This is a genomic window from Colwellia sp. MB02u-6 (assembly GCF_014077095.1).
GTDB lineage: Bacteria > Pseudomonadota > Gammaproteobacteria > Enterobacterales > Alteromonadaceae > Cognaticolwellia.
Genome location: NZ_JACGVG010000035.1, coordinates 1 through 13,434 on the forward strand (window position 1 = coordinate 1; position 13,434 = coordinate 13,434).

The window sequence follows — 13,434 nt, forward strand, 5'->3', positions numbered from 1 at the left end:
AGCGCCGATGGTAGTGTGGGAGTTCCCATGTGAGAGTAGGACATTGCTAGGCTTCTATTTAGAGAGACCCGTAGCTAACGCTACGGGTTTTTTGCTTTCTGGCATTTGATAAGTAAAGCTTGAGATTTGAGCATTAGCTTGCTGCAATATCAATAGTTACAAAGAGTTTACTCGTTTAAACTTCATTATATATCACGGCACTAATACATATTTACATTTTTGAGATCTGTAGTTAAGGCTACTTTTTTGAGTCGTAAATTTTCAGGGTAATAGCAATTTAATTAAATTGTTATTACCCCAGTTTTAGTCAATAGTTAATGCCATTGCAAGTTAGCGGTCTTTCTCTAGATTGATCTTGTTCTGTTGTTTGAATTAAAAAACAAGCTCATAGTCACTAATTTCTTAACATATAGTTAGCGTGAGTAGCGACTATTATGTCTTATGTTATAAGTTCATCTCTCCATATTCTATTTTTGCATAAAAAAGCCATTTATATTCTTTTTATTTCATCATAAATCAGTTTATTATGACGTCATTAATTAGTCATAGGTGTATTGCCAGATGTCGCCAGAACCACAAAAATTAAACCAAACAATGCTAGATACCAACCAGTTGGCATCTTTTCAGCAAAGTATCAACAATCTTTCTCCACTACAATTAGCCTGGGCTAGTGGCTATTTGGCTGCTAAAGCAGAAAATGTTACTAATGTTACAGCTCCTGCGGTCATCGCAAGTGCTGCTCCAACAACTTTAACTATTTTGTATGGCTCGCAAACGGGCAATGCCAAAGGTGTTGCTAAAAGTTTAGCAGCCCAAGCCAGTGCTGAAGGTTTGAATGTTGAATTGAAAAGTATGGGAGAGATTAAGCCTAAGGCGATTAAAAATATCACTCACCTACTGATAGTTGCGAGTACCAATGGTGAAGGTGAAGCACCAGACGATGCTATTGCATTACATGAATTTTTGTCTTCGAAGAAAGCGCCTAGACTTGATCATTTGCATTATAGTGTTTTGGCACTGGGTGATACCAGTTATGAGCTTTTCTGCCAAACAGGTAAAGATTTCGATCTGAATTTAGAAAAATTAGGTGCAAAAAGAATTGCACCTCGCCTTGATTGTGATGTTGATTATGATGAGGCAGCTAATACTTGGTCAACGACTGTTATTACTCAGGTTAAAGCGCTACTTATTAACGAGACTAGCGATAGCAATGTAGTTGCATTAGCCAGCGTAAACAGCACAGAAGAACTTTATACCAAGCAAAAACCATATACTGCTGAACTATTGCTTAGCCAGAAAATTACGGGTCGTGATTCAGCTAAAGATGTACGACACGTTGAAATAGATTTAGGCGATTCAGGACTAACTTATCAAGCCGGTGATGCTTTAGGTGTTTGGTTTGATAACTCTGTTGCATTAGTCGATGAGCTTATTACGGAGCTAGGGTTTGATGATCAAGAGAAAGTCTTTGCCGGTGATGAAAGCATAGCACTTAGTGAAGCATTAAAGACTAAGTTTGAAATAACTCAAACTTCAATTCAGTTTGTTAATTTTTGGGCTGAAAAATCACAAGCGATTAATTTACTTGATATTTTAGATGATAAGAGTGCTATGCGAGAGTATGCCGCTAATCATCAAGTCGTTGATGTGGTTAAATCTGCGCCATTACCGAATGAAGTTAAGTTGAATGCTCAAGAGTTTATAGATGCGTTGCGAAAAATAACGCCAAGACTTTATTCCATCGCATCCTCTCAAAGCGAAGCGGAAGAAGAAGTCCACTTAACCGTTGGGCTTGTTCAGTATCAGACTAATGATGCAAATCGTCAGGGTGGTGCATCTGGATTTTTAGCCAATGGTATTGAAGAAGGTGGTCAAGTTAAGGTGTTTGTTGAGCACAATGACAACTTTCGTTTGCCAGTGAATAATGACACACCCGTGATTATGATTGGCCCAGGTACAGGTGTTGCGCCATTTAGGGCCTTTATGCAAGAGCGTGAAGCTACTGAAGCCACAGGTGATAATTGGTTGTTTTTTGGTGACCAAACGTTTACTCAAGACTTTCTTTATCAAGTTGAATGGCAAGGCTATCTTAAGTCAGGCTTGTTAACCAAAATAGATTTAGCCTTTTCTCGTGATCAAGCGGAAAAAATTTATGTTCAAGATAGATTATTAGAAAGTGCTGATGAAGTTTTTTCATGGTTAGAGCGAGGTGCACATATTTACGTTTGTGGTGATATGAGCCGAATGGCAAAAGATGTTGAGGCGGCTTTATTAACTATTATCGCTACTAAAGGCCAACTATCAGCAGAACAGGCAAATGATTATTTAAAAGATTTACGTAACGCTAAGCGTTACCAGAAGGATGTATACTAATGACTGATTTGACAAAAAAAGATCAAGCAAATGGCCCTTTAATTGTTGAAGGTAAACATGCCGATAATGAAAGGTTAAAAGCGGAAAGTAATTACTTACGTGGCACCATTGTCGATGATTTAAAAGATCATGTTACGGGTGGTTTTACCGCTGATAACTTTCAGTTGATCAGAACACACGGTATGTATCAGCAAGATGATCGTGATATTCGTAATGAGCGTACTAAGCAAAAACTTGAACCACTACACAATGTAATGCTGCGTGCTCGTATGCCTGGTGGAATTATTACGCCAACACAATGGTTAGGCATTGATCAATTTGCTCGTGAAAAAACTAGTTACGGCAGTATTCGTATCACTACCCGTCAAACCTTTCAGTTTCATGGCGTGTTAAAGCCAAATATTAAGTTAATGCACCAAACACTGAACCATTATGGTATCGACTCTATTGCTACGGCAGGTGATGTAAACCGTAATGTGCTTTGTACGACGAATCCAGTTGAGTCAGAGCTACATCAAGAAGCGTATGAATGGGCTAAAAAAATTAGTGAACATTTATTACCTAAAACACGCGCCTATGCGGAAATTTGGTTAGATGGTGAGAAAATTGAAGGTGGTACAGAAACCGGTGAAGTAGAACCGATTTTAGGCCCAAACTATTTACCACGTAAATTTAAAACTACGGTAGTTATTCCACCACATAACGATGTTGACGTTCATGCTAATGATCTAAACTTTATTGCTATCGCTAAAAACGGCAAATTGATTGGCTTTAATGTGTTGGTCGGTGGTGGTTTAGCAATGACCCATGGCGATAAATCTACTTACCCACGCAAGGCTGATGATTTTGGTTATGTGGCGTTAGCTAAAACCTTAGATGTTGCTAGCGCAGTAGTTACTACTCAACGAGATTGGGGTAACCGTGTTAATCGTAAGAATGCGAAAACAAAATACACCTTAGATCGTGTGGGTGTCGAGGTCTTTAAAGCTGAAGTCGAGCAACGTGCCGGTATTACTTTTGCAGAAAGTCGTCCTTATGAATTCACCAGTCGAGGCGATCGTATTGGTTGGACTGAGGGCTTTGATGGTAAGCATCATTTAGCATTATTTATAGAGAATGGACGTCTACTTGATAAGCCCAATTTGCCATTGAAAACGGGTGTAGCTGAAATTGCGAAAATCCACAAAGGTGATTTTCGTATGACTGCCAACCAAAATTTAATTGTTGCTGGTGTGGCAAGTGAAGATAAAGCTGAGATTGAACGCTTAGCACGTGCACATGGCTTAATGGCTGATAGTGTTTCTGTACAGCGTAAAAGTTCAATGGCCTGCGTGTCTTTTCCTACTTGCCCATTAGCAATGGCTGAAGCGGAAAGATATTTACCTGGTTTAGTCACTGATGTCGAAGCTATATTAGCGAAGCACAATGTCGCTGACGAAAGTATTATTTTACGAGTAACCGGTTGCCCCAACGGTTGTGGACGTGCCATGTTGGCCGAAATAGGGTTAGTCGGTAAAGGTCCTGGTAAATACAATATGCATTTAGGTGGTAATGTTGCCGGTACGCGCATACCTAAAATGTATAAAGAAAACCTTAGTGAAGAAGATATTTTACAAGAGATTGACAGTCTAGTGGCACGTTGGGTGGCCGAGCGCAACTCAGCCGAGGCATTTGGTGATTTTGTGATTCGAGCCAGTATTGTTGATGAAGTTAAAATTAGCAAGTGGGATTTTCATGACTAAGGCTATTACAGCGAGTACAGCTCAGGTGATCAGTAATAAATTTCCAGCGTCGTCAGCAGAATCTTGGTTAAAGCAGTGGAACGAATTATTAGAAAAACAGTCGGCAAGCCAACGCGTAGAGTGGGCAATGGAAAATTTACCTGCGCAATTTGTTTTATCGTCTAGTTTCGGTATTCAATCTGCGGTCATGCTACATATGCTGACCAAAATTGAACCTAATATACCGGTATTAATAACAGATACGGGGCATTTGTTTCCTGAAACCTATCAGTTTATTGAGCAACTAACAAAGCGCTTAAAGTTAAACTTACAAGTGTTTAGTGCGAAAGAAAGTGCTGCATGGCAACAAGCTAAGTTTGGGCAAGAGTGGGATGCAGATGAAGACTCGTTAAAAGCTTATAATCGCCGTAACAAAGTTGAGCCATTAGAGCGTGGCTTAAATGAACTGCAAGCGGGTACTTGGTTTTCTGGTGTTCGTCGCCAGCAATCTAGCCACCGTGAAGGTTTGTCGGTAGTCAGTATTTTACGAGGGCGCTTTAAAGTACACCCGATTATCGATTGGACCAATAAAGATGTGCATGAATACCTAACGGCAAATAATTTACCTTATCACCCGCTGTGGGAAGAAGGTTATGTTTCAGTGGGTGACGTACATAGTACGCGACCATTAACTGCTGGTATGGATGAGAGCGATACACGTTTCTCTGGTATGCAAAGAGAATGTGGTTTACACACTGACGGTGATGGCATTTAAGATCATTACTTAAAAAGAATGCGCGAGCCGCATTCTTTTTATTGTCTAACTTATTCACCTAACCAATCTATACCAAAATTTTCTGCCAATTGTGTTTTAATTAGAGTTAAATAGTGTTCGTTTTCATCATCAGTAACTAAGTGGGCGAGTTCAGTGCCAATGGGAGTGAACTTATAAAAAGTGAGTATGCAATCAGACTTTTTTGCGACAAAGCTCAGTTGTTTACCATGATAATTAAATTGAATTTTTTCTCCCTTGGTAAAGGAGTGGCTTTCTGTTTCCTGTTCAAACATTAAGTGGTTATCAGCTAAGGTTAAGATGTCAGCGTAGCTTAATCCCACTTGGTTAAGATCGAGTCGTTGTTGTCGCTGCTTATTAAAAAAGTTGAATAATTTGGGAATTTGATAAGCGCCGCTGATGACACGAATATTTTTTTTACGTGCATCAGTCATCGCGACACTGCAAGCTTTTGCCAAGAGTTTTGCTTCAGTAATACTCATGGTTCTAAATGCTTGTAAGGTTTTTAGTGAAAAAGAGCCAGGTTGAGATACTTCACCGGCTAAAATTTTAGCCCATAAATCCTGCATACTTTTATTACTAATACTTTCAGCAAGTGTTAAAAAAGAGCTAAACCAGTCTTGATCTGCTCTGTCGGTGATTGTCTCATCAGAGCAATACTGAACAGCTCGTACAATTATAGCTTCCATATTTTGTTGTTTTCTTAGCTGGTCGAGTTTCTTTCGTCGGTTGGCTCTTTCTTCCAAAGGGGCTTGTTTAGTTTCTGGCAAAAATGCAGCGCTAAGTGAAAACTTTTTTGCCAATACTAATAATTGTTTTTGTGAGGAAGCGTTGACGTTTGCATGAGCATTATCTTTAGGTGTGACGGTTTGTTCATCATGTTCGAGGATAGCAGGTTGACTTAGTTCTACAGGATGCTTAATTATTTTATTTTGATCAATCGAATTCGACATCAGTTGTATCCCTTAAAACTATCAAATATTGAAAGAAATGCTGAAAATACCAACATGATATCGCTAGAAAATTATTATAGCTATAGCGTAAATATAAATTTTACTCATGCCCTTATATTATTAACTTTTTTTTAGCAAAGAGTAAAATGTTAACTTGAATTTATTAGTGTTTAAGTTTACGTCAGTATTTTTTTTTGTACATGCAAATTATTTATGACTAACAATACTTGAAAATGATATTATTAATAAAACGAAATGTTGAATAATTTCATTCTGACTTTTATTATGTATTTATTATATGAAGACAATTTTTAACGAAATTAATATTCAAAAAACTCTACTAGTATTTTCTTTCTAGTGCTTTGAGGTTAATATGCAAGTTTTTGACAATACTAATGATGATTTTTTGTTTATCGACGATAGTGATGAAGATGAAATATTTGATTCAGCTATAAGGGATACTTGGAAAGTCTTAATTGTTGATGATGACCCTGAAATTCATTCAGTAACCAAGCTGGCCTTATCTGACTTGGTGGTTTTAGATCGAAATCTCGAGTACCTGCATGCTTATTCAGGTCACGATGCTTGCAAACTTATTGAAGAGCATGAAGATATCGTTTTAGTTTTGCTCGATGTGGTAATGGAAAGTGACGACGCTGGTCTTGTTGTCGTCAAGCATATACGCGAAGTATTAAAACGTGATGACATTCGTATTGTGTTACGCACCGGCCAACCGGGCTATGCACCAGAAGAAAGTGTTATTAAAGATTACGATATAAATGACTACAAAACAAAAACTGAATTAACTCGTCGTAAATTAGTGACAACAGTTTATGCTGCTGTTCGCTCATATCAGCAAATTGACTCTGTAACTCAGTACAGAAAGGGTTTAGAAAAAATCATTGGCGCTGCTGCCAACTTGTTAGAGCTGTGTACTATTCATGATTATGCTAGTAGCGTGTTAGCTGAACTTATAACGCTAGTGGATACTAGTAATACTGTTTTCTGTGCTCGAGGACAAGGAGTTGTAGAAGGTGCTGATGATTTAAGTTTGTATGTTATTGGCCAAACTGGCTTAGTTGAAGCGAAAGTAAATCAAAAATTAACTGCCTTGGAAAATCAAGATACTGTTAGTCAAATTAATAGTTGTTTTCAACAAAAACAGCACTTTTTTGCTGCCGACGCTACCTCATTCTATTTCGCCAGTGGTGGTTTTAGAGCCGTAATTCATTTAGAGCTTACTCAAGCCTTAACGAGTATTGAAATACAGCATATAGAAGTTTTTCTCACCAATATTGCCACGGGTTATGAAAATGTTCATCTATTTCAAAAACTGCGTAATGCGGCTTACAAAGATTGGTTAACGCAGCTGCCCAATAGATTAGACTTTGTCAATTTATTGGATGACTTTTGTCAAAGTGTTGATGACAAGTTAGTCACTGCACTGGTTGATCTTAATCATTTTAGTGATATCAATGATGGCTTAGGTCAAGATATTGGTAACCAGCTTTTAATGGCAGTATCTACACGTATTCAAGCATTAAGCACAAATAATCATGTGGCAAGAATTGGTGCTGATGTATTTGGTATTATTGGTGCAAAGAAATGGGTTAATCCTGAAATATTAACCGCGCTGTTTAATGAGCCCTTTATTGTTGGTGACCAAAATCTCCTTATTAGCGCCTGTTTTGGTTTTTGTTCTAAAGGCTCAGCAGGCTCGCGTGGTGTTAAAGTACTGAATCAAATTAATATTGCCCTTAATTTGGCCAAAAAATCTTTGCATGAACCCTATGTTTATTATCATAAAAAAATGGAAGATAAAACACTTTGGCGCTTGAGTATGATTAGGCAATTACGTACTGATTTTGCTGAACATCGTTTAGAGCTTTGGTATCAACCCCAGCTAAGTTTAATGACGGGCAAAATTATGGGTGCTGAAGCCTTGCTGCGTTGGAAAACAGCCGAAGGCAAGTTTATTTCACCCACGGTCTTTATCCCATTGGCAGAGTATTCTGGTTTGATCATTGAGATTGGCAACTGGGTTGTCGATCAAGCATGTCAGCTGTTAAATAGACTGGCAGCGAGCAAATTTCCCGAGGTTAGTATTTCAGTTAATGTGTCAATTCCTCAGTTTAAACGTGATAACTTTGTCGACACGATTATTGAGATAACGAAGTCGCATAAAGTTGATCCCAGTAAATTGGAATTAGAAATCACCGAAAATGTGTTAATGGATGAACCACAGGTGATTATCGATGCGCTAGTGAGATTAAAAGCGCAGGGCATTAGTATTGCACTTGATGATTTTGGCACCGGCTTTTCATCATTAAGCTATTTACAAAAACTACCTTTGGACCGATTAAAAGTTGATCGCTCTTTTGTCAGTGCCATTGCAGAACCGGGTGGTGCAATTATAGCCGACACCATTATCAACTTAGGCAAGCAAATGAACTTAAAAGTCATTGCTGAGGGTATCGAAAACAGCGAGCAAGAATCAGAACTAAGAGCTTTGGGTTGTGATGAAGTACAAGGTTTTTATTATGCTAAGCCAATGCCAGCTGAAGAGTTCTTCACTTGTTTAGAGAGAATAAATCGATAGAGTATATTATTGGCAATACTTGGTTTAAAGCACTTGTTTTACAAGTGCTTTTTTTTTGTGTAAATCTCTACAGTTAGCCTTGATATTTAAAGTGCAAACAACGTTAACCATAAAGCCTAGCAAGCTAAGCCTACACCGATATAAAACGCCTAAAAGTATTCACTATTCAAATTATTCCAAGTAGCACTGCAATAACCATGGCGGTAATATGATTAAGGGAAAAGTAGGTTTTAGCACTTTCTGGAATGTGTTCTGTTTAGGTTTTGCAAGTTAATTGCTTGTAAAATATAGGATAAATGCAGTAAAGTTATGAGTGCTAGCTTAAGCTTTTTCACTCTAAGCTAGTCATTAAGAACAATAACGATAGAGCAAAACTACAGCTGAGGTGTGTATGGATATTAATAAAATAGCGGAGCAAAATTATGACTGGGTTGAACGCATGGGTTGGCACAATAAGACCACGTTGGAAGCATTAGCTTTAGTCGCCTCAGAGGTTGGTGAAGCGATAAATGAATGTCGTGGTGAAAAGCCGACTGATAATTTTAAGGAAGAGTTAGCCGATATTGTGCTGAGAGTCTTAGATATTGCGCATTGGCAAGGTATAAATATGGAACAAGAGTTGCTAGATAAAATGAAAAAGAATGAGCAACGAGGCACCCGAGGTCGGATTAAATAAAGGCCTAAATAAAATTAATACAGTTAATTAAAACGCTTGTTTAAAAATATTTGCTTTCCCTTTCCTTTCAAGGCAAACTCATTGGCACTTTATTTCTTTTACTTATTTGTTATACCTTAAGAGTAAGCTAAATATTCACACGCTTGGTAGTAGTCTATGATTACATATTACCAGTCAATCGACCCACAAAAAGTCAGGAGAGTAGGCATGTTATTCCAAGGCAAAAGCCTTTCTGCCCAGTTGTTAGACAACGGCATTGTTGAATTTAAATTCGATGCACAAGGCTCAGTTAACAAGTTTGATCAGGCAACGTTTAAAGAATATATCGCAGTTGTTGATGCGATTAATAATTGCAGTGAAGCAAAAGGGGTATTGATCACCTCAGGTAAGTCTTCTTTTATTGTTGGTGCTGATATCACCGAGTTTTTAGAAGTATTTAAAAAGCCGGAAGATGAGTTACTACCTTGGATAAAAAAAGGCTCAGATATTTTTGATTCATTTGAGGATCTTAACCTACCAACAGTTGTTGCCATTAATGGTTTCGCTTTAGGTGGCGGTTGTGAAATGAGCTTAGCTTGTGACTATCGTATAGCTGATACTTCATGTTCAATCGGTTTACCAGAAGTGAGCTTAGGTTTAATACCTGGCTTTGGTGGTACCGTGCGTTTACCACGTGTTATTGGTGCTGATAATGCTATTGAGTGGATGTCGACAGGCCGAGCTTTTAAAGCCGAGCAAGCGATGGCGGTAGGTTTACTTGACGCTGTAGTTGCTCCCGAGCACTTACGTGAAGCGGCATTGAAAATGTTAAACCAAGCGATTGTGGGTAAATTAGATTGGCGCGCTAAACGTCAACCTAAACTAGAAGCATTAAAGCTTTCTCCAACAGAAACTATGATGACCTTTAATACTTGTAAAGGCATGATTGCAGCTAAAGCTGGTAAACATTATCCTGCACCCATGGTAATGGTTAAAACGATCGAAGCGGCAGCAGGTTTAGGCCGTGCAGGCGCAATGGCATTAGAAAATGCAGGATTTGCAAAGTTAGCGAAAACTGATGCTGCTACTGCACAAATCGGCCTATTTATGGCTGATCAAGTAGTGAAAGGTAAGGCGAAAAAAGCCGGTAAACAAGCTACTAAAGCGGTTGATAAAGCGGCTGTTTTGGGTGCAGGTATTATGGGCGGTGGTATTGCATACCAGTCTGCTTATAAAGGCACGCCAATTATCATGAAAGATATTAATGACCAAGCACTTGATTTAGGTCTTACTACTGCAGCAGGTATTTTAACTAAGCAAGTTGAACGTGGCCGCATGAACGTTAAGAAAATGGCTGGCGTACTCAATAGCATCACACCGTCATTAAGTTATGACAGTCTTAAAGGTGTTGATATTGTTGTTGAAGCTGTAGTTGAAAACCCAAAAGTAAAAGCTATGGTGTTAGCTGAAGTTGAAAACCATGTTGATGAAGACACTATTGTGACTTCAAATACCTCAACAATTTCAATTGATTTATTAGCCGAAAGCCTTAAACGCAAAGATAAGTTTTGTGGCATGCATTTCTTTAACCCGGTAAATAAAATGCCATTAGTTGAAGTGATTCGTGGTAAAGCCACCTCTGAAGAAACTGTAGCCACTGTTGTTGCTTACGCAGCAAAAATGGGTAAATCACCTATCGTGGTAAACGACTGTCCTGGCTTTTACATTAACCGTGTTTTATTCCCATACTTTGCTGGCTTTAGCCAATTAGTGCTTGAAGGTGCTGATTTTGTGGCTGTTGATAAAGTCATGGAAAAACAATTTGGTTGGCCAATGGGCCCAGCATACTTACTTGACGTGGTTGGTATTGATACTGCTGATCACTGTACGGGTGTTATGTCTGCTGGTTTTCCAACACGTATGACTAAAATTGATAATGACCCAGTGAGTGCTTTATATAACGAAAAACGTTTAGGTCAGAAAAACGGTAAAGGCTTTTACGATTACGGTAAAGATAAGCGCGGTCGACCAACAAAAGTTGCAGCACAAGCGGCTTATGACTTATTTACTAGCGTAGCGAAAAAAGATTTCACTCAAGACGAAACTATTGCTCGCTTGATGATCCCTATGGTTAATGAAGTGGTGCGTTGTTTAGAAGAAGGTGTGGTTGATACTGCAGCTGAAGCTGATATGGGCTTAATTTACGGTTTAGGTTTCCCTCCATTTAGAGGTGGTCCAATTCGCTATCTAGAAACATTAGGTTTAGATAACTTTATTGCAATGGCAGATAAATATGCACACTTAGGCGAAATTTATCAAGTTACTGATGGAATGCGCGCAATGGCAAAATCTAATCAGTCATATTTTACAACCGACGTTAAAACAGCTTAGGCGAGGAGAAAATCATGAAAGAAGTCGTTATTGTCGATTGCATCCGTACCCCAATGGGGCGCTCAAAAGCGGGTGTTTTTCGTAATGTTCGTGCTGAAACTTTATCAGCACATTTAATGCAGCAATTATTGGTTAGAAATCCTAACCTTGATCCCGCATTAATTGAAGATATTATCTGGGGCAACGTTAAGCAAACCAAAGAGCAAGGTTTCAACATTGCTCGTAATGCTCAACTATTAACAGATATTCCAAAGTCTACCGGTGCTGTCACCGTGAACCGCTTATGTGGTTCATCAATGCAAGCACTGCATGATGCCACTACTAATATCATGGCGGGTCAAGGTGATGTGTTTTTAGTTGGCGGTGTTGAACACATGGGTCACGTACCTATGATGTACGATGTGGATTTTGATCCAGCATTGAGTAAACATATCTCACGTGCTGCTGGTAACATGGGCTTAACGGCTGAGTTACTAGGTATGCAACACGGCATTACGCGTGCTGAGCAAGATGCCTTTGGCGCCCGCTCTCATCAGCTTGCTCATAAAGCCATGCTTGAAGGTCGTTGGGCCAATGAAATCGTACCAACCTTAGGTCATGATGCTATGGGCGCTTTAACACTTATCGAACATGACGAAGTTATTCGTCCTGAAACGACCATTGAAAGCTTATCAGCATTGCGTCCGGTATTTGATCCCGTCAATGGTACGGTAACTGCGGGTACTTCTTCTGCACTTTCTGACGGCGCTTCTGCGATGTTAGTGATGTCAGCAGAAAGAGCGAAAGCTATGGGCTTAACACCACGAGTTAAAATTCGTGGTATGGCTATCGCAGGTTGTGATCCATCAACCATGGGCTTTGGTCCAGTGCCAGCAACGAAGAAAGCGCTACAACGTGCAGGTTTAACGTTAGCCGATATCGAATTAGCTGAATTTAACGAAGCCTTTGCTGCGCAAGCGTTGTCATGTGTACGTTCATTAGGTCTAGAAGACAAAGTGGATGACATGATTAACCTTAACGGTGGTGCCATTGCTTTAGGCCACCCTTTAGGTTGTTCAGGTACACGTATCTCAGGTACCTTAATTAACTTAATGGAAGCGAAAGACGCTAACATTGGTTTAGCGACTATGTGTATTGGTTTAGGCCAAGGTATCGCTACAGTATTTGAAAGAGTGTAATTTTCATTTTTATCGTTAGCTTTTAGTTAATGCTCTGAGCTAACCTGATGAAAAAAAGCCCAATATTTGTTGGGCTTTTTTGTGTTCAGACTTCTCTCAGGTATCTTGTTTTTCAATGTTTTAGTGCCTATTTATGATGACTCTAGTATGACTAAATAACACTAACTTACCGAGTTACTTTTGGCGCGCTTGATTATTTTCAATACGATAGAGTACGACATCTTCGTCACCTAGCGCTGAGTTGGTATGACTATAAGTTTTGATATATTTCATCCCCAGCTTTTTCATTACCACAATTGAGCCAAGATTATCTTTTACGGCAATAGCACTAAAGCTTTTATTTTCTGGTTGTTTAGCCAGTAACTGTTGAAGATGAATCGCTGCTTCACTGGCATAACCTTTACCCCAAGTTGACTGTAAAAAACGCCAGCCTAATTCAATATCATGCCAAGTGGGCTGGTCGGAGAAGAAGTCCATCGGGCGCACTAAAATCCAGCCAATTTCAGCTTGAGTTGCTATGACGGTAACTTTCCATAAGCCCCAGCCCTTTTCTACATTTTTATAGGCATTATGGCGTGGGATAAATACCTCACTAATATTTTTGCGAGTGGGCATATTACCACCATTGATATAACGCATAACTTCTGGATTTTGATCGAGTTGGAATAAGAACTCGCTGTCTGTTTTATCGATCAGCTGATAGCTAAGTCGAGCTGAATTATCAATATTCATATTTATACCATTTATATAATTTTCAATAGGTTAATAAGA

The 13,434-nt window shown here is 39.0% G+C and carries 9 protein-coding genes; 7 read left to right on the forward strand and 2 right to left on the reverse strand.

The features are described 5' to 3' along the window. Nucleotides 1-561 precede the first annotated feature (561 nt). Genes H4J46_RS09720 through H4J46_RS09730 form a run of 3 tightly spaced genes read left to right on the forward strand, consistent with a single transcriptional unit; the run spans nt 562 to nt 4,869 of the window. Nucleotides 562-2,373 (forward strand): assimilatory sulfite reductase (NADPH) flavoprotein subunit, encoded by a 1,812-nt coding sequence (locus tag H4J46_RS09720; RefSeq protein ID WP_182233319.1) that lies wholly within the window; start codon nt 562-564, stop codon nt 2,371-2,373. After that, nucleotides 2,373-4,115 carry an assimilatory sulfite reductase (NADPH) hemoprotein subunit gene (cysI, locus tag H4J46_RS09725; protein WP_182233320.1) on the forward strand — a complete coding sequence of 581 codons (1,743 nt, stop codon included), beginning with the start codon at nt 2,373-2,375 and terminating at the stop codon, nt 4,113-4,115. The genes H4J46_RS09720 and cysI overlap by 1 nt, the downstream gene beginning before the upstream one ends. After that, entirely contained in the window at nt 4,108-4,869 is a 762-nt protein-coding gene (locus tag H4J46_RS09730) for a phosphoadenylyl-sulfate reductase (RefSeq protein WP_182233321.1), read from the forward strand. The genes cysI and H4J46_RS09730 overlap by 8 nt, the downstream gene beginning before the upstream one ends. Before the next feature lie 50 nt (nt 4,870-4,919). Here the strand turns inward: H4J46_RS09730 and H4J46_RS09735 are convergent, their stop codons facing one another. Further along, on the reverse strand, nt 4,920-5,840 hold the full coding sequence (locus H4J46_RS09735; RefSeq protein ID WP_182233322.1) for a TIGR03899 family protein: 921 nt from the start codon (nt 5,838-5,840) through the stop codon (nt 4,920-4,922). A gap of 373 nt (nt 5,841-6,213) precedes the next feature. Here H4J46_RS09735 and H4J46_RS09740 point away from each other — a divergent pair, with 373 nt between their 5' ends. The 4 genes from H4J46_RS09740 (at nt 6,214) to fadA (ending at nt 12,663) form a co-directional block, all read left to right on the forward strand. After that, nucleotides 6,214-8,439, forward strand: a complete 2,226-nt coding sequence (locus H4J46_RS09740) for an EAL domain-containing protein (protein ID WP_182233323.1) — start codon at nt 6,214-6,216, stop codon at nt 8,437-8,439. A 391-nt stretch (nt 8,440-8,830) separates the two neighbouring features. Then, nucleotides 8,831-9,115 carry a MazG nucleotide pyrophosphohydrolase domain-containing protein gene (locus H4J46_RS09745; protein ID WP_182233324.1) on the forward strand — a complete coding sequence of 95 codons (285 nt, stop codon included), beginning with the start codon at nt 8,831-8,833 and terminating at the stop codon, nt 9,113-9,115. A gap of 207 nt (nt 9,116-9,322) precedes the next feature. Further along, nucleotides 9,323-11,485: a fatty acid oxidation complex subunit alpha FadB gene (gene fadB, locus H4J46_RS09750; protein ID WP_182233683.1), complete on the forward strand. Its 2,163-nt coding sequence runs from the start codon at nt 9,323-9,325 to the stop codon at nt 11,483-11,485. Between the two features lie 14 nt (nt 11,486-11,499). Beyond that, complete coding sequence (gene fadA, locus H4J46_RS09755; RefSeq protein ID WP_182233325.1) at nt 11,500-12,663, forward strand: acetyl-CoA C-acyltransferase FadA; 1,164 nt, start codon at nt 11,500-11,502, stop codon at nt 12,661-12,663. Between the two features lie 174 nt (nt 12,664-12,837). On the opposite strand, the gene H4J46_RS09760 is transcribed toward fadA, so the two are convergent. After that, nucleotides 12,838-13,395, reverse strand: coding sequence for a GNAT family N-acetyltransferase (locus tag H4J46_RS09760; protein WP_182233326.1), 558 nt, complete (start codon nt 13,393-13,395; stop codon nt 12,838-12,840). Between the last annotated feature and the right edge of the window lie 39 nt (nt 13,396-13,434).